This window comes from Desulfovibrio inopinatus DSM 10711 (assembly GCF_000429305.1).
Taxonomy (GTDB): Bacteria; Desulfobacterota; Desulfovibrionia; order Desulfovibrionales; family Desulfovibrionaceae; genus Alteridesulfovibrio; species Alteridesulfovibrio inopinatus.
The window spans coordinates 1-18,118 of record NZ_AUBP01000007.1; the positions used below are offsets into that span (position 1 = coordinate 1).

The following is an 18,118-nucleotide window of genomic DNA, read 5'->3' on the forward strand; positions in this document are numbered from 1 at the left end:
AACCACTTTTTTTTCAGGTTCAGTTCAGGATTCAAGAAAATTCAACGGTGGTTTGAGAAGAAGAAAGTAAATAAAATAAGAAAGTATAAATTTGTTATGATTATTATAGTCTGTCGTTATGTTCTTTTTAAGTGTAACTATTGAATTTTTAAATGAAAAAAATTGATATAAATTCGAACAGAACACCAACAAACGCACATCTCTTGTCTTTTCGTCCTCCTGTCAGCTCTTTCGAACATGGAAGAAACAGAAATCTTCAACAGGTTATTCATAACTATACTATCTCTTTGAATTTATTATTTTTATAAAGCCAATACCATTTGGGTATACATCTGCATTCCAGACATGATTTCTCCTCACAGACATCAAGGCTTTTAACTCGCTCAGTAGCTTCATGTTGAGCAATCGTCCTCTCCGTGATCGCCATAATTTCATCTTGAGACATTTTGTCTTCTTTCAATTCCTGAATTCACTGTCTGGGCATGATGACGTGCTTTTTGGTGCGATTCGCATTCATCTGAAATTCAGAGGTGGGAAAGGAATAAGAGGATAATAATGAATTAAAATCTTTATTAGATTTGTTAGGGGTGTTGGTTTGTTCCTTTTGGACGTATTGTATTGATATAAAATATAAAATCATTGACAACACAAGAAACGAAGGAGGAACAAACGATCATTGGCCGACAAAAAAAACGTTTTTTCCAAAATGATCAACATAAAAGTGACATATCTTTTAACAGATTATTCATAACTATCATATCATACTCATTTCATTATTTTTATTATGATGAAAATAATGAAATGAGTATGAACGGTACCAATGGATCTGGTTTAATCAAAGAAATGGATTTGAGAGGCGAAAGAGCGTTGACAGAAGTCCGTCTTCTGAAATTCGCAAGCCCTGCTTGATGGACGAAAAATGCAATAAAATTTTTGAAGACCGAGAAATAAATTTGACGGTAGTTAGAAAGAATTTTGTAAATGGTTATCCGTGCTGAAAGTTATCTAAATAGAATTGGGATATTCAACCATTGAGACAAAATTTTAAAAGTAAATTGGTATGTTTTGTTTTATTTTGAATATATAAATATATGGAAGGTAGTTGTTTTTGAAATAGTAGACATCGCTATTGTTTATGTATTAAGGTTATTACGAATGTATTCATTAAATACTCCTCAAGTTGACTATGATGCAGCCGCCTTATCAAAAGAGTTGGTATCATTCTATGATTCCTATCTAAAAGTATACGGAGATACTGCGCTGGGTGCAGCGTGGCCGAGTGAAACAGACCGTACATTGAGATTTCGTATTGGGTGTGAGCTTATTTTGCAATTCAGTGGAGGAAACGATGTAACTGTTTGTGACCTTGGATGCGGAACTGGAGAATTTTATAGTTATATATTACAAGAATCTATTCCAGGAATTTCCTATATAGGTGTTGATGCTTCAGATAAAGCTTTGAGATATGCAAGACAAAAGTTTAGCGACGTGAGATTTTTGCATCTTGATCCATTGAATTGCTTAGAAAATGAATTGAAATCCATAAATTGCGATTTTGTTTTTGCCAATGGACTCTTTACTGTTAAGAATACTGCGAACTATGCAATAATGTGGATGTTCATGACAACAATTCTTGAAAAAATATGGCCTAGGGTCCGGCGTGGTATCATCTTCAATGTCATGTCAAAGATTGTCGATTGGGAGCGCGACGATCTCTTTCATGTATCCTACGATGAGCTTGCACGCTATCTTCACGGATTAGCAGGGCGCTTTATTGGTTTTCGAGCCGATTATGGTCTCTATGAGTTTATGGCATATGCCATAAAGCCAGAGGCATCTACTTTACTAATGAGTCATTCTAGTAGTTCTTGACGGTACATAAAATTTAAAAGCATATTTATGTATACCGTTCTATTGTGTTATGTTGATGCTAAATTGAATTGTTATTTATCATATGATAAATAAAACCAAAAAAACTGCGGGACCGGCGAATATGATAGCGCCGTTGGCTTGGCAGAGCTGTACGTCTGGGGGGGGATCTCATCGGGATTCCACGCTCCCGATCTGTTGGAGCAAGAAATCTTGTGCGTGTAGATGCGGTCTGTTTGGAGCAGAGACAGGCGTCCAAACATGCGAGTGAGGACAAAATGGCTGATATAGTCGTCTTTGGTGCGGGACAGATAGCGGATGTGGCTCGTGTGTATATCGATATGCATGGCCCAGATCGGATCGTCGCCTTTACCGTAGATGCGGCCTATTGCACTGCAAACACTTTCGCGGGGAGACCTCTGGTTCCATGGGAGGAGCTGGAGCGCCATTTTCCTCAAAATCAGGTACAATTGCTTGGACCACTCAGTTTTCGCAGGCTCAATGAATTTCGGCAAACGCGCTACTTAGAGGGGTTGGGGCGAGGCTATACATTTACATCTTTTATCCATCCTGAATGCAAGAATTACGCGCAATCAATTGGCGACAATTGCTTTATATTGGAAGGAAACACATTACAGCCGTTTGTCACCGTCGGAAACAACGTCATAATCTGGAGCAACAACCACATCGGACATCATACGAGCATTGAAGACCATTGTTTTCTTACTTCAGTTATTGGTGTTTCGAGCAACGTATCCATTGGAGAAGGGTCTTTTATTTGTGGCGGTGCTCTCATTGATTACGGCGTGCGCATCGGCGCACGAAGTTTTGTTGGTTTCGGTACCCACATCCTCAAAAATCTTCCGTCGGAGAGTGTGGTGCCTCATATGCCACAATCCCGCATTGCGCCGTATTCAAGCCAGAGGATGAAGAGATTACTTTGATGTTCGACGAAACGACCACGGTTTGGTGCCGTAAGCGACGCATCATCGGCCCTTCAGAATTTCACGCATTGAGAACAAATCGTGCCGGACTCCCTGTTTGTCTACCATTCAATGACTCCTGTTGGCGTCTCTGGTTTTCCGTGTTTAACGAGTGGGGACAAGCCGGTGCTCTATGCGTGGACATCGATCCATCAAACGATATGAGAATTCTGGCCGTTCACGAATGCCCTGGGTTGGAGCGTGGTCGGGAGGGAGCATTCGACAGCGCAGGATTGATGCCGAGTTCAGTTATCGCAGTGGATGACCGCATTCTGATGTGGTATACTGGAATGCGCCTGCGTCAAGATTTGCCCTTCGAGGATGCCATTGGGCTCGCTATGAGCGAGGATGGTGGCATGTCTTTTCAAAAAGTCAGTGAGACTCCGGTACTAGCGGCCGGGCCGGAAGGTGCCGCTCTCGCGTTAATTCCCATGGTTGTGCGGCATGCCAAGAGTTTCGAGATGTGGTATTCTTGCGGTACACGCTGGACGTCGTACGAGGGACATCTCAATCCTCAATATAATTTGAGGCGTGCTCATTCTCCAGACGGCGTACAGTGGACCGTCAACGCGCTGAGAGAATATGGAATGTGTACAGCCGTGCGGCCATACATTGATACCTCAGGACAGCCGGAACTGTTTTTCAGCGCTCGCGGAACGAATCGATTTCGCGAGCCGCACTCTGGGGAAGCGTATCATCTGTATCGTGCGTCATTAGACAATAATATAATACAGCCCGCTACAGTGAGGCCGGTGAACTTTGTTCCTGCGCCAGAGCCTGAGGACTGGGACAGTTGGATGCAAGCCTACTGTTGCGTTGTGCCGTTCCGTAACACGCGCGTTATGTTTTATACTGGCAATGAGTTTGGCCGCACAGGTTTTGGGTACGCAGTGGAAGTACCGCTCGACAAACAGAACAAAGTCCCAGTAGCGCCCCCTCATGACTAAATCGTGCAGCTATACCCCTCGTCGCCGCATCGCCGTTATGCAGCCTTATTTTTTCCCTTATGCCGGTTATTTCGGCCTTCTGGCTGGCGGCGATTGTTTTGTTATTCCCGACTGTGTGCAGTTCAATCAACGCAGTCGAGTGCATCGCACGGAGGTTCCGACACCTGCGGGGGGGACTGAATGGGAATGATCCTACCCTTGGCCCGACAGCTTCACGAAACTACCATCTGCGACCTTGCCTTTGCCGCCGACGCACGATCCACCTTTAATATACGTTTGCAGCGGTACCGTTGGTTAGACTCGGAGACCGGCCCTTATCTCGTGGCGGACCTATGGAATTTCAAACCGGAAATTATGCGGGCATCGACTTTGAACATTCCTACAGATGTTCGCGGTCAGGATAGGATCATCGCCATAGTCAAGGCGTTACAAGGAACCGAATACCTCAATGCTCCAGGAGGACGGAGACTTTATACTCCTCAGGCATTCGAACGGATGGGGATAAAGCTTCGATTCCTTCTCCAATATCAGGGAGAATGGCGCTCATGACTCAAGATCCCAGGTTAATTCATGCCGATTACAGTGAACACTTTACGATTGATTGGACAGGGATCTGCATGGGCAAAGGATATCATAGGTATACAATGCTAAATTTGAGGTGCAAATGAAACTTGTTGCCCAAGTGATTGCTGGCAATTCGGCGCATGATTTGGTTGGATGCATTGAGCATCACAGAAATTTGGGCGTAGACGCCTTTATCATCTGTCATTTGTATTCGGAAGACAACACGCCGGAGCTTCTGCAAACCTTGGAGCGGGAGCATGACGATATCACGGTTGTACATATTCCATTGATTTTCGATGACCCTCTGTCCTTGTTTCAGCCCTCCATCAACTTGGCACGACAAAAATATGATGCAGACTGGATTCTTCGAATTGATTCAGATGAACGTTGGTTTGTACAACACGGAACGCTCAAAGAAGCTATTGCCAAAGATGGAGGGAGAGGAGTAATTGCGGTCAAACGGTATAATATCGTTTGGCCAACGCCTGCAGCAGCAGAGCAGACAGATATTTCATCAACTATGACGTTACAAAACCTCCCTTTAGCCTTGTTTCCAGTATTTATTCCTCCAACCGATAGCGCAAAACTCGAAGAAATTCCCTGGGTACTGGCATTGATAGCTCATAAATGCTGTATGCAAGCGAGCGAAATGTTTGATTTTGATATAGGGGGGCACAATGTTGTTGATCGAGTTCAGGGAGGGATCAAGCCGAGGGTGACTTCGAACAACATCATTGTTGCGCAAATCGCCTTCACCACGCTTGACCGGTTTGAAATTAAACTTCGTGGAATTTCGGCGTTGTTCAATAAAGCACCGACAGACAGAAATCCTCATCTCGGCTGGCATTGGACTCGTCTCGCCAATATCTACAAGCAGGGCTTTGCGGCTGTGGAAGCCGAGTGGTTAAGGCAGTTCATGACACCGGAATTTGCACAACAACTGGTCGGGCGCCAAGTGATTGCTTCTGGAGAGTTTGCATTCGATTTTCCGCGAAGGCGTTCCTGATGTAAAACTACAGGTAAATGCAAGCAATTGCTGGCATTATTGTCGTTTCACATGGTAACATGCTGAAAGGTAAGTTGGAGTAATCACTGGTCTTTCAATCAGAGAATTGCAATAAATGAAAGGATTTTTATAATGAATGTCCTTCTCGTAGCTCCTCCCATTGATATGGATTCTGCGAAGCTATCGCCCTGCGCCTTGCCCATCGGTTTATTGCAACTTGCTGCAGTGCTTCGTGAAGCAGGCCACGTCCCCACTCTTCTTGATTTAGCCACAGTCAAGATTCCGGAGGGCATAGAGCCCGAAGACTACCGTCGTGCCCTTCTCTGCGCGAGTATACGCGAACTTGATCCAGGATATGTGGGCATCAACTGTCTGACCAGCATGAACTTTCCACAGGTCAGGAGACTGATTTACGACATACACGTTGAAGCACCGGATATACCCATTTGCCTAGGGGGAATTCACCCGACATGGTATTATCGTGAAATTTTTGAGCACTGTCCGGAGGTCGACTATATCGTGCTCGGCGAGGGAGAAACCCAAACCGTAGCGTTGGCTAACGCTATCGCTTCGGGCGATAGATATGCGCTGCAGGGCGTCCAATCTCTCGCATATAGAAACGCTGATGGCGCGCTGGTGGTGCATCCCAGAACCTCATATATTGACGATCTGGATGCACTGCCGCTACCAGCCTATGACTTATTGGATTTTACCGATTACCACAGAGACCTTTCTCGTTGGTACAATCCTAAAAATCATACCATCAAAACGCTTACTCCTCTTTTTACCTCAAGAAGTTGTCCCTTTAATTGTTCATTTTGTATGGGACATATTATGACAGGAAGAGGATATCGTGAGAAGTCTCCCGACAAGGTCGTGGACGAGATTGAAATTCTGACACGAGAGTTTGGGCAAAATTATTTTGCTATACTTGATGAGAATTCCATTCTGAACAAAGATCGATTTATCGCCATCTGTAATGACATCTCCAAGCGTGGCCTGGACATTCAGTTGTCTGCAGTTTCAGGCTTCTATCTGAATGCGGTCGATGAAGACATTGTCAAAGCGTACAAGAAAGCAGGTGGAATCAGTGTATCTATACCGATAGAAAGTGGCAGTAGCTACATACGAAACACAGTTATCAATAAAAATTTGAGCGACGAGACTATCATCAACGCTGTTCGCTTGTTTAAGAAATATGACCTTTTTACGATTGGTTTTTTTATTATGGGGTTTGAAGAGGATACTCCATCCACTTTGGATGAAAGCATCGCCATGATGGAAAGGCTTCAGCTTGATATAAATAACACCGCTAACCTGTCGCCATATCCGGGGACTAAGATCTTTGCTCGGGCCAAGCAGAACGGCACGCTGCTTATTGATGACAATCAAACGTGGAATGGCGAAGTGCTGTTTGCGCAACGTTCAGAAATGAGGTTTTTCATTAAGCCGCCAGGGTTGAGCATGGACGAACTGCGGCGGTATCGTGCCGTATTTAATCAGTATTTTCTTTATAGTGACCGTGTGCGTCACGAAGCAAGAGGCTCGCGTTAGACCTCTTTCAAAGAGGCCCTCCTTTGATTTGACGCAACGGATAAAGTATTCGCAAGCGTTTATTTGCGGAGGGTAAGCGGAACGTTGATACTCATTGCTGCCGATGAAACGGCAGTTCCAACTATGTTGTTTTTTGGTCTTTTGACTGGCATGCAAGCGACAAAGAATTCAACAAGTTTTTCATTTCCTTGCTCTCCTGCTCAATTTTTTTAATCTTTCTGATGGAATACAGTACAGTGCTATGATCCTTTCCACCAAAAAGTTGACCGAGAACCGGATACGACAAACCAAGAATCTCGCGACTTAAGGTCATGGCCACTTGCCTGGCCATCGCAATCTGTTTGTTTCGCTTATTGCCGAGCAGCTCAGCTTCACTCACATTGAAATGTCGAGCAGTGACAGCAATAATATCCGCTGCTTCAACCCGCGGTTTCGGCGTTTGCTCAGTATGACTTAAAATTTGGCGAAAATCGGCCTCATCAATGTCTTTTTTCACGAACTCGGCGAATGCCGCAATTTTGGTCAAAATGCCTTGAAGCAAACGAAAATCCGTAAACTGTCTCGCCAATGTCAACATTTGATCTTTGGTTAAACGAATACGTCGTGTTTTGAGGTCGGCTTGAATATACCGTAACCGAACATCAAGATCCGGGTTTTTGAGGAAGACAATAAGTCCCCACTCGAGACGTGATTTCAATGCAGGATCAAGAAAGTCATAGCCGGCAACTTTTCCCAGGCAAGAAAAGACCATTTGTTTGCCTGCGTCACGGAACAAATTGAACAACGTGATAAGTTCAGTCTGAACATCGGGAAAATCAACCAAGCGCTCCATTTCATCGACGAAGATATGACTTGTATCGGCAAAGTGCCGTCGGATACGAGATGAATTATTGTTTAAATTGATAATGATTTCATTCAGATCCAGGACGGTACCGACAAACATTGACGAGGCTGGAACCCGTTTACTGATGACATTGGCTATGGCGCGAAGGAGATGTGTTTTTCCACTTGCACCCTGACCGCAGATAACAAGAGGATTAAACCGGGCATCGGTCGATTGTGCCACTTGTAAAGCCGATGCCAAAGGAAAAGCGTTCTTGTCATTGGAATAAAACGATTCGAAGGTAAATCGATGGCCAAAGGGAAAATCAATCGATGCCGCTTTAGGGGGGGAAGACGCACGCGATGATGGAAAGTCATGGCCGACGAATCCGTATCGAATGGTAAAGCCTGGTCCGAGAATTTCACGCGCTTGGTTTTCAAATCGATTGCGTGGACCGGCATTGAACCAATGTTCAAAGTGTGGGTGTGGAAACTGGACAACAAGGGTGCTGTCGTCCTCAAGGTAAATATCGAGAGGATCAAACCAACTTTCCAGTTCGTGTTGCGAGATGGATTGTTTGAGAAATTTACGCAGATGTTCTTTCACGATATAATGCACAGGGGGTTAGGGTTGGAATATGAAGGTATTCGACGGGGAGAAACTACGGCAAAAGTGTATGCTCGCCAAGATGTCGTCTAGTCGTCGAAATTGCTTTTTTTTCAAAAATGGATGAAGCTGTCAGCCTTTTTCCACATGAAGACAACACGGGCCCGGCAAACCTGCGGAAGTTTTCCGCTTGGCACCGGCTGATCCGGTAAGGAAGTCTCTATGGCGCAGACATATCAAGTGAATAAAACGATACGTGAGATTAACGAGCGCATTCAAAAAGGCGAAGCCGTCGTCCTTAATGCTGAGGAAATGGTTGAAGCCGTGCGCAAAATGGGCAAAGTGGCCGCGGCCAAAGAAGTCGATGTCGTGACTACAGGTACATTTTCCGCCATGTGCTCTTCGGGGATGTTGTTCAATATCGGACAGGAACCGCCCACGATGAAGGTCTCGTCCATGTGGATTGGCGGTGTACCTGCTCATTGTGGGTTAGCAGCCGTAGACGCCTACGTAGGAGCCACTGAGCCTGCTCATGACGATCCATTGAACAAAGTGTATCCTGGTGCATTTAAATATGGCGGTGGCCATGTCATTGAAGACCTCATTCGCGGCAAGTCGATTCACTTGCGTTGCGAAGCCTATGGCACGGACTGCTATCCTCGAAAGTATCTTGAAAAAAATGTTACCCTGGCCGACCTGCCTCAGGCCATGTTGCTGAATCCGCGCAACGGCTACCAAAACTATAATTGTGCCGTCAATTTGACCAGTCGGATTGTCTATACCTACATGGGGCCGCTCAAGCCGAATTGCAAGAACGCCAATTATGCGACGGCCGGTCAGTTAAGTCCGCTCTTCAACGATCCCTATTTTCGAACCATCGGTCTCGGGACGAAGATATTCCTTGGAGGAGGCGTCGGCTACGTCTTGGGAGCCGGTACGCAACACGTGGAAAAACCACGCCGCAATGAACGCGGTATCCCGGAAAATCCCTCCGGAACGATCATGGTCAAGGGTGACATGAAAACGATGAACGCCCGGTATATACGCGGGCTCAGCATCGCCGGCTACGGATGTTCCCTTTGTGTTGGTCTGGGAATTCCCATCCCGATCCTCAATGAGGAACTCGCCTGGACAACAGGCTGCTCCGATGAGGACATCAGCATGCCGATTAAAGATTACGGCCATGATTATCCCAACGGCATTAATCGTGTTTTGGGGAGAGTAAGTCTGGCCGAACTCAAATCCGGTGAAATCATCGTGAGCGGCAAAAAAGTTCAAACGGTTCCCCTGACGAGCTACTCGATGTCGTTGGAAATTGCCGATACGCTCAAGAGCTGGATCGAAAAAGGTGAATTTTTGCTAACCGAACCGCAGGAAACCATCGTATCGCTGTAAACTGGACAATTGCGGAAGAAATGTATACATAACTCTTTTTTGATATACTGAAAGGGAGATCAATTATGGGAAGCCATAAAAAGATTGAGCGCAAAAAAGAACTTGATCGTCGCCGCAAACGCCGTGCAGAACGCATCAAAGAGCGCATCAAGCAAGCAAAGGCTCAGAAATAGTTTCTATTTCAGCCAGTTGGGGTGCAAGTAACAAACTTGTACCCCAAACTTTTTTTGAGCATATCTTCCGCATTTCTCTGCGGTTCTTTTCAAGATTCCCGTTTCTGGCGTGATTTCGTTATTCACCTATTTGACAATAAAAGATGTGCTGATTATTGGTTTGACTCCGACCGTTGATAGAGACTTGGTGCATCAAAAATTTTCAGTATACCTGAGAAAGACAAATCGGTCGAGTTTTTCTTTCCAGCGAAGGAGTGTCGCTCTATGCCCATATATGAATACCGGTGCCGTGAATGCGCCCAAATTTTTGAAGAATGGCAAAAAGATTTCAAAGAACGTGAAGTCCCTTGTCCTGTCTGTGGAAACAGCTCCGACCGCCTGATTTCGAACACCTCTTTCGTGCTCAAAGGTGGCGGTTGGTATGTGACAGATTACGCAGACAAAAAGAATATTGTTCCTGAAAATAAGCCCAAATCCGATGATAACGGCAATGGAAACGGCAATGGAAACGGAAGCAGTGCGAAGCCTGCGGAGACGAAACCCGCCGCTCCAGCTTGTGCCGGCTGCGCGTCATCATCCACAAGCGCCAGCAGCTAACGGCGCATCAACTCGGGAAGTGGCGCGCGGCGCCTGACCTGAACTTTTTTTCTTTGATTCATCAAAAGGCCCGACAGGTTCGCCGGGCCTTTTTACAAGCAAAAAGGCCAAACGCCGCATGATAGAACGCTACACTCGCAAGGAGATGGCCCAACTCTGGACGTTGGAAAACAAGTTTAGAGTCTGGCTCGAAGTTGAGCTTGCCGTATGTAAAGCATGGAATACGTTGGGAGAACTGCCCGACGCCGAATTGGCGACGATTCTTGAGAAAGCGGATTTCGATGTAGACCGTATTCTCGAAATTGAAGAAGTTACCCGCCATGATGTTATTGCATTTTTAACGGCTGTTGAAGAGAAAGTCGGTCCGGCATCTCGGTTTATTCATAAAGGGTGTACGTCATCGGATATTGTGGATACAGCCAACGGGGTGCTGTTGAAGCGAGCTGGTGACATTATTCTTGCGGGATTCGACAGACTGCTCGGCGTTCTTGAAAATCTTGTCAAAACACATGCCGGTCGCTTGTGCATGGGACGCACACATGGTGTTCATGCCGAACCAACAAGTTTTGGTTTAAAAATGGCCGGTTATTTCGCTGAATTTACACGACATCGTGAATGGTTTGCACTGGCTCATCAGGGTGTGAGTGTTGGGAAAATTTCCGGGGCTGTAGGCACCTATGCTATGGTCGATCCGCGGATTGAAGCACTTACCTGTGAATATCTCGGCCTTGATGTCGATCCCATCAGTACTCAAATCATTCAGCGCGATCGCCATGCCCGTTTTTTTACGGCACTGGCTGTTGCAGCTGGCGGCATTGAACGTCTGTGTGTGGAATTGCGCCACTTACAACGAACCGAAGTTCTGGAGGCGGAAGAGGGATTCCGTAAGGGGCAAAAAGGATCGTCGGCCATGCCGCACAAGAAAAATCCGATTTCCGCTGAAAATCTGACCGGGTTATCCCGCCTTATTCGCACGAATTCGCTGGCCGCTATGGAAAATATGGCGTTGTGGCATGAACGTGACATCAGCCATTCTTCAGTGGAACGTGTCATCATGCCCGATTCCACCTGCCTGATGGATTATGCCCTTCACCGGTTATGCGGGGTGCTTGAACGTCTCGTTATTAAACCGGATTACATGGACCGTAATCTTGACGCATCGTATGGCCTCTATTTCTCGCAAAAAGTACTGACAGCCCTCATCAAGACCGGTCTCCCCAGACAGAAGGCCTATGAAATGGTGCAGGCTGTGGCCATGCGTTCCTGGGAAGGGAAAACCTCATTCCCCGAACTTGTACGCAACGATGCGGAAATCACATCGCATTTGCCTGCTTCCGAACTCGATGCACTGTTTGATAATCAGGCCTATCTTATTCATGAAGATTTTATTGTGAATCGCGTTTTCGACACCTACAAGCCGTCCTCATAAGCAGTATGGATAACGACGATGCTACAACAACGATTCCGATCAGGAAATGAGGAGATATACGCATGAAAGCCGAGTTGGCGCGACTTCTTGTCGAAAAGTCCTATATCGAAGGAGAAGTCACTCTGACTTCGGGACGCAAAAGCGATTATTATTTCGATTGCAAACAAACAGCGCTCCATCCACGTGGAGCCTATCTCATCGGCAACCTCTTTTATGAAATGCTCGAACCCCTTGATGTTGTCGGGGTTGGAGGAATGACGCTTGGTGCCGACCCGCTTGTCACTGCTGTTTCTGTTGTATCGGCGACGCAGAAAAAGCCACTTCCTGCATTTATTGTTCGAAAGCAATCCAAAGGTCACGGAACCAACCAATATCTTGAAGGCATGGGAAACTTTTCCAAAGGTGACAAAGTCGCCCTGCTGGAAGATGTTGTCACAACCGGTGGGACGCTCGTTAAAGTTATCGAACGAGTGCGTGACGCCGGGCTCGTTGTTACCGAAATATTGACTGTTCTTGACAGAGAGGAAGGAGGACGGGAAAACTTGGCCGACGCAGGTTTCGCGCTTCGGGCGATTTTTACTCGTGCTCAGCTACTTGAGTTCGCACGGAGCTAAGAGTTTCAGACCGCAGGGAATGAGGAGGAGCCCAACGTGGCGTTCGTAAACGAAAGGCGGGTATATACCCCGGCAATCGCCTGTGTTGTCGTCGTTTTCCTATTCCTGGCGTGTCCCGGATTCGCCAGAGCTGGCTGGCATATGAATCTGCAAGCCGAGCCTCATGGTCCATCTCAATTTCTTGTGGTGGATAAATCGGCACAGACTTTTTATTTGTTTGAACAGAAAAGTCCGCTGAAAAATCTTGCCAAAATCCCTTGTGCAACTGGGCAAGTCATGGGTGACAAATATCGCGAAGGAGACTTAAAAACTCCTGAAGGTGTATATTTTGTCAAATCTCGGCTGAATGGAGGGTTGGATTACGATTTGTATGGCGACCTCGCGTTTCCTCTTAACTTCCCTAATCCCATTGATATTATAAAAGGAAAATCCGGACACGGTATTTGGATTCATGGACGCGGTCACGATGTGACGCCACGTGAAACCAAAGGCTGTATTGCTCTGAATACACCGGATATCCGTGATCTTGATGCGTCCATTCATTTTCGCATGCCGGTTTTTATCGGGGAACGGGTTACATGGTCTAAAGGACCATCTAAGATTAATCCCGAAGCCAAGGATGTTATTGAAAAAACACGGCAATGGGCTCAAGCGTGGCAAAATCAGTCGGAAGATTTTTTTGAACTGCATGACAAAAAGAAATTTGCTATAGCGCAAGGCGAGTCGTTTGCGCGATTTGAAAATCATAAACGCAAACTTTTCAGTCGATTGCCCTGGATTAAAGTCCATATTGACCATGTCGCTGCCCTGCCCGGTCCGGATTATTGGGTTACGACATTCAGACAAATTTATCGTTCTCCGACCTTCACGTCGGCCGGGATCAAACGTTTGTACTGGCAAAAAGATGATATCGGAGAATTCAAGATTGTAGGGATGGAGTTCGAACAACTTCCGCTTGATCGAACGGTTCTTGCTTCTTTGGAAGACAACCTGGCATCGGATGCCAGTTCGCGCCAACTCGGCACGCCATCTTCATCTGTAAAAGCGCAACAATCGGAAGCGCGGCTTGTTGCCGAAAATACAACGAAACCGCAAGCGAAGAAGCACGTTGAATCGGGAGTGCAATCGACCGCCCCGAAACCAACGCCTCTTGTGGTTGCGCAAAATACGGTTTCATCAGCTCCGGAGACTCCAGCAGCATCGCAGCTAGCTGAAACTCAACGTCTCCCGTCAACCGTCACGGTTGATCATAATACGACGAAACCGAAGCCGAAGCCCCAACACGCAAAATCGGATCATCCTGAATCCAAAGCGAAACCTGTTGAACAACACGACAAGAAAACGACGCAATTGGCGAGTAATGAAAAAACGACGCCCCCGGTCAAGCCGGTTCCAAAGCAGTCGAAACCGGCGAAAAAGAAACTCGATATTGTTGCCGTTGTCGATATCGTCAATGGGTGGAGCAAGGCTTGGCAATCTGCTGATATCAATACATACCTTTCGTATTACAGTGATGATGCCAGGCAAGGACGTCGCCGAGGAAAAAACGCGATCAAAAGACAGAAAACCAGGTTGTGGGAAAGCAAACCTCCAACTTTGGTTGATGTCACTGAGTTGCGAGTCACCGAAACGGATTCCGGGTGTGTCGCATCGTTTGTTCAAGAATATGCAGGTGTAGGCGTCTCGGCGCGGAAAGGCAGGAAAGAGCTCTTTTTTAAACCGATTAATGGATCCTGGCGTATTGTCAGGGAAACATTTGAGAGAATGTAGATGGGTAAAGGCAAATTCAGTGTTTTGGTGATGCGTGACGATTCAAGTGTCAAACGGTTGCGTATCAGTCCCTTCCTCATTCGATTTACCATTTACGGACTTATTCTCCTTCTTTTGGCCGGAGCTGGCGGGACGTACGCTGGATATAAATTCTGGAAGGAAAGTTCTTCTTTGGAAAGTCAAAAAACAGTTCTTGCTGAAGAACTTGTTGAAGCAAAAGTCAAAATAGAGCGGCTTGAAAATATCGAGAATATTCTCAAATCAGATGATCCAACAGAGCTGCAAACGTTGCTTGGGTCATTCAATCCTGACGCTGTTTCACTAATTGTGGATGTTCCAGGAAAAGATGATAAAACAGCTGAGAATTCTGAAGAATCAAAGAAAGAACCCGAAGTTGAGTGTCCTAAAATTGATTTAACAAAGATTCTCCAGTCTGAAGATGAAGGTGTCATTGGAGTCAACGATTTTAATTTAAAGAAAACAGAGAAGGATGAGATCCTGAATATCGGCTTTGAATTGACGAATTTAAAGCCTGAAAAAACCCTTTCCGGTGATCTCGTTCTTTTTGCTATAGGCAAAGACAGTACAGTCCATGGTATTAAGGCATCAAAAAAAGAAATGGATTTTTCCATACAGCGTTATAAACAAGTCAATGTGACCGCACAGTTGCCACAAGAACTCTCATTCGCCGAAGTGTACGGCATCCGTCTTGTCGTCAATACTTCAGCAGGAAAGAAAATTTTCAGTGAAATATACCCGATTGCAAAGCTTATGCGTTAGCCTCGCTGTCTTCCTTTTGGGAATGGCAGCATGCCCGGTCTTTGCTGAAAAATACGTTTTTTTTCAGGGGACGCAGTACCCTCTCGCCGTGACGTGGCTTCGCGGGACCGAACCGGGACCGACCGTCATGGTCCAAGGGGGGATTCAGGGAGATGAAGCGTCGGGATTTGTCACATCGGAAATTTTGACGAATGCCACGGTGAAGAAAGGCAACTTGCTTATTATCCCCCGCGCAAATCCTCCTTCGATTCACGTTCGCAAACGTCAGGTGAATGTCGACTTGAATCGTCGTTTTGATAAAGACTACAACCAATTCTATGAAGATCGATTGGCGCGGGTTATTCGCTATCTTGTCTCGAAAAGCGACGCACTCATCCATCTTCATGAGGGATCAGGGTTTTACAGTCCCACACATGTTGACGCTCGGCGCAATCCGTATCGGTATGGACAGTCTGTCATTATCGACACGAACGTGTATAAAAATCGTATTTTTCTCGCCGACTTCGTTGAAAATTGTCTGAAAGATATCAATCAACATGTCAAACCGGCAAAATGGCAGTTCGAACTCTTCAATACCAAGACCTTTTCAAATCATTCTGCTTATCTCGAACAACGGAAATCGTTGACGTACCATGCACTCAAAGATCGGGAAATCCCGGCTTTGGCTATTGAGGTGAGCAAAGATATTTCCGATCTCGATTGGAAAGTGCGTCATCAACTCATGGCCACGACTGTAATTTTGCACCATTTCGGAGTGGATGTTCAATTACCTGATATCACTGATAATGATTTTGCCACCTACCCAAAGGACAAGATTCAATTGTTGGTGAATGGGGCCCTTATCAAGCCGCAAACGTCAAAACTGACGCTTTCTACAGGGACTCCGCTTCGCATTTCATGGCGACCGGCGACTGCCTCGACCTCACCTATGCCTATTCTCGGTGTGTTTGCGTCTGATCGTCCAGGAATCAACTTGGCTGAAACGCCACGTATGCCACTTTCCCCCTTTTCGACCTTGGATGTGCGTGTCGATGGCGTGAGTTTGGGACAAACCAATCTCAATTGGAAAAAAACGTCTTCAAACCACACGAACCACGGTGGAACGGTTTTTGGGGTGTGGCATAATAACGAATTTAAAACCATCGCTGAGAATGGCACATTGCATACTGCTGTCGGCGATCGCGTTATTCTCGAAGGAATCGTTGGGTCTAACCGAGAAGAAATATTGAATTTCAAAGGGTTTGTTGCTTCTTCAGGTCGCAACGATGGACAGGATGCCGGTGAGGAAATCGTTCTGGATCCCGATGCGTTTCGAAGCAAGTTTTTTGTTCAATCCACACCGGGATCGGTTGTATGCGAAGTGGTACGTGAAACGCCAAACAGTAAACCGGCCAAGTTTTTTATTAGCATTGAGCAACACGAAATCCTGGCACTGCGCCTCTCCGGCCCCAAGGCCAATCTCGTTGACCTCCCCTTATCACCGGATGACAACCGATTTTTGCAAGCCGGAACATATGTTCTGGAAGAAATTGTCGGAAATGCACCTAATGAAAAAGTCATGGTGTTTGCCGACATTTTTCCCATGCGACCGGGCTACCCTCTCGTTATCGCCAATGGGGAAACCAAACCCATTATCCTACGCCTCGAATCCACCTTCGCTCCCATTGGCAGCATGACCGTCACCGGTACCCCCGCCGACCCCATCTTCTCCCCAAAAAACAACGTCCAACTCGTTGAACACTCCACGGAAGAACAAAAAGCGACAGACTCGTTTTTCAATTATTTGAAGTCGTTTGTGCAGTGAGGGAATTTGGGCGGTTTATCGAGATATGCCCCTTATCTGCAATGCAATTTGTGCTATGAGATGAGCACATGATCGAAGTGCAATGGATGGGGGGTGTTCCAAATTTTTTCTCCCTATATATCCAGACGTTTTGTTTGATCGTCACAATTTGAACGATTCCCTCTGTTCACAATGAAGAGACCACGTTGACTCAGCGGAGTGCTCTTGATAAAAAATCAAATCAATACGTGGTGGTATACATTGATGTTCATTCCCGGAGGCGTGTCTTCATGAACCGTTATTTTGTCAATTTACCGTTGCGCGCCATCCTGAATGAACCGGGACGGCTGGACGAGTTTATTGAGCGGAAGATAGCTCCTGAAATTGGTTTTGATGCGCTGACGCTTGATAGTGTCGAGCCTCGAGATCACGAGATGATCGCAGAACGGGTGAAGTCGGCAGGATTGTCGATTGGTATCCACCTCCCCTTCCACGATTTGCAGCCAGGGAGTGTTGATCATTTCGTACGGGAAGCGACGGCAAAGAGACTTCAGACTGCTTTAGATGCAGCCCGAATATATGAACCAGAGCATCTCATTGCGCATGCTGCATTTGACTTCAATCTCTATCGTAAAGTGTATGATATATGGTGTGATCGTTCCGTATCGACATGGCGAGATGTTCTTGCGTCATGGCCAAATCATCCACCGCTTTATCTCGAAAATACACATGAAAAAGAACCGCAACGTGTGCTTCAATTGGTCGATCAATTAGCACAGTACGATGATCGTGTCGGATTGTGTTTTGATATCGGTCACTGGTTCAGTTTTGCTGGGGGCGTGAATAAAAATGATCTGGATCAATGGATTGGGGTGTTAGCTCCGCGGATACGGCATATCCACCTGCACGATAACGACGGGTCGTATGATCTTCACCTTGGTCCGGGCAAGGGCAATATTCCCTTTGATGAACTCCTCGCCAACCTGAATCATCAGAATATCCACCCAACCGTAACGTTTGAACCACATTCAAGCGCAGATCTAGAACTGTCTCTTGATTTTGCGGAATGTCAGATGTGGTCTTCAGCACGCTGCTCCTGAGGCTTTACCGTTCGTCTGGACGGTGATAGACCTCTTCGCCTCTTCACTTCACGAGAACTCCAAAAAAATGGCCTATTGAAGGCGGTCTGTTGTCGTTCTTCAATTCGAAGCAGGCTATGAATCAA

Annotated in this window: 16 protein-coding genes; 15 read left to right on the forward strand and 1 reads right to left on the reverse strand. The window is 46.2% G+C overall.

From position 1 onward, the window contains the following. The first annotated feature begins 1,155 nt into the window (after nt 1-1,155). The 7 genes from G451_RS0107535 to G451_RS0107560 all read left to right on the forward strand — a co-directional run bounded on the left by G451_RS0107535 (nt 1,156) and on the right by G451_RS0107560 (nt 6,923). Nucleotides 1,156-1,872 carry a class I SAM-dependent methyltransferase gene (locus G451_RS0107535; protein WP_027183765.1) on the forward strand — a complete coding sequence of 239 codons (717 nt, stop codon included), beginning with the start codon at nt 1,156-1,158 and terminating at the stop codon, nt 1,870-1,872. 275 nt (nt 1,873-2,147) lie between these two features. Next, a complete protein-coding gene (locus tag G451_RS28230) occupies nt 2,148-2,813 on the forward strand; it encodes an acetyltransferase (protein WP_034641367.1) in 666 nt (221 codons plus the stop codon). After that, complete coding sequence (locus tag G451_RS0107545) at nt 2,813-3,799, forward strand: hypothetical protein (RefSeq protein ID WP_027183766.1); 987 nt, start codon at nt 2,813-2,815, stop codon at nt 3,797-3,799. Before G451_RS28230 ends, G451_RS0107545 begins: the two co-directional genes overlap by 1 nt. Continuing rightward, entirely contained in the window at nt 3,792-3,989 is a 198-nt protein-coding gene (locus G451_RS33605; protein ID WP_084448439.1) for a WbqC family protein, read from the forward strand. The genes G451_RS0107545 and G451_RS33605 overlap by 8 nt, the downstream gene beginning before the upstream one ends. Next, on the forward strand, nt 3,980-4,348 hold the full coding sequence (locus G451_RS0107550; protein ID WP_027183767.1) for a WbqC family protein: 369 nt from the start codon (nt 3,980-3,982) through the stop codon (nt 4,346-4,348). The genes G451_RS33605 and G451_RS0107550 overlap by 10 nt, the downstream gene beginning before the upstream one ends. A 115-nt stretch (nt 4,349-4,463) precedes the next feature. Then, nucleotides 4,464-5,369, forward strand: a complete 906-nt coding sequence (locus G451_RS0107555; protein ID WP_027183768.1) for a glycosyltransferase family 2 protein — start codon at nt 4,464-4,466, stop codon at nt 5,367-5,369. Nucleotides 5,370-5,501: 132 nt separating this feature from the next. Next, on the forward strand, nt 5,502-6,923 hold the full coding sequence (locus G451_RS0107560) for a B12-binding domain-containing radical SAM protein (RefSeq protein ID WP_027183769.1): 1,422 nt from the start codon (nt 5,502-5,504) through the stop codon (nt 6,921-6,923). A gap of 121 nt (nt 6,924-7,044) precedes the next feature. Here G451_RS0107560 and G451_RS0107565 read toward each other — a convergent pair whose 3' ends face one another. Further along, nucleotides 7,045-8,352: a helix-turn-helix domain-containing protein gene (locus G451_RS0107565; RefSeq protein ID WP_169727839.1), complete on the reverse strand. Its 1,308-nt coding sequence runs from the start codon at nt 8,350-8,352 to the stop codon at nt 7,045-7,047. Nucleotides 8,353-8,574: 222 nt separating this feature from the next. Here G451_RS0107565 and G451_RS0107570 point away from each other — a divergent pair, with 222 nt between their 5' ends. The 8 genes from G451_RS0107570 to G451_RS28250 all read left to right on the forward strand — a co-directional run bounded on the left by G451_RS0107570 (nt 8,575) and on the right by G451_RS28250 (nt 17,993). Then, the gene (locus G451_RS0107570; protein ID WP_027183771.1) at nt 8,575-9,747 is read left to right on the forward strand and encodes a homocysteine biosynthesis protein; all 1,173 of its coding nucleotides are present in this window, start codon (nt 8,575-8,577) and stop codon (nt 9,745-9,747) included. 437 nt (nt 9,748-10,184) lie between these two features. Next, nucleotides 10,185-10,517, forward strand: a complete 333-nt coding sequence (locus G451_RS0107580) for an FmdB family zinc ribbon protein (RefSeq protein ID WP_027183772.1) — start codon at nt 10,185-10,187, stop codon at nt 10,515-10,517. Between the two features lie 118 nt (nt 10,518-10,635). Further along, nucleotides 10,636-11,946: an adenylosuccinate lyase gene (gene purB, locus G451_RS0107585; RefSeq protein ID WP_027183773.1), complete on the forward strand. Its 1,311-nt coding sequence runs from the start codon at nt 10,636-10,638 to the stop codon at nt 11,944-11,946. Nucleotides 11,947-12,008: 62 nt separating this feature from the next. Continuing rightward, nucleotides 12,009-12,560 (forward strand): orotate phosphoribosyltransferase, encoded by a 552-nt coding sequence (gene pyrE / locus G451_RS0107590; RefSeq protein WP_034641327.1) that lies wholly within the window; start codon nt 12,009-12,011, stop codon nt 12,558-12,560. A 36-nt stretch (nt 12,561-12,596) separates the two neighbouring features. Then, nucleotides 12,597-14,330 (forward strand): L,D-transpeptidase Cds6 family protein, encoded by a 1,734-nt coding sequence (locus tag G451_RS32430; protein ID WP_051261271.1) that lies wholly within the window; start codon nt 12,597-12,599, stop codon nt 14,328-14,330. A gap of 171 nt (nt 14,331-14,501) precedes the next feature. Further along, on the forward strand, nt 14,502-15,110 hold the full coding sequence (locus tag G451_RS32435; RefSeq protein ID WP_156921550.1) for a hypothetical protein: 609 nt from the start codon (nt 14,502-14,504) through the stop codon (nt 15,108-15,110). After that, nucleotides 15,076-16,914, forward strand: a complete 1,839-nt coding sequence (locus tag G451_RS28245) for a M99 family carboxypeptidase catalytic domain-containing protein (protein WP_051261273.1) — start codon at nt 15,076-15,078, stop codon at nt 16,912-16,914. Before G451_RS32435 ends, G451_RS28245 begins: the two co-directional genes overlap by 35 nt. Before the next feature lie 269 nt (nt 16,915-17,183). Next, nucleotides 17,184-17,993, forward strand: a complete 810-nt coding sequence (locus G451_RS28250) for a sugar phosphate isomerase/epimerase family protein (protein WP_034641330.1) — start codon at nt 17,184-17,186, stop codon at nt 17,991-17,993. The last annotated feature ends 125 nt before the right edge of the window (nt 17,994-18,118 follow it).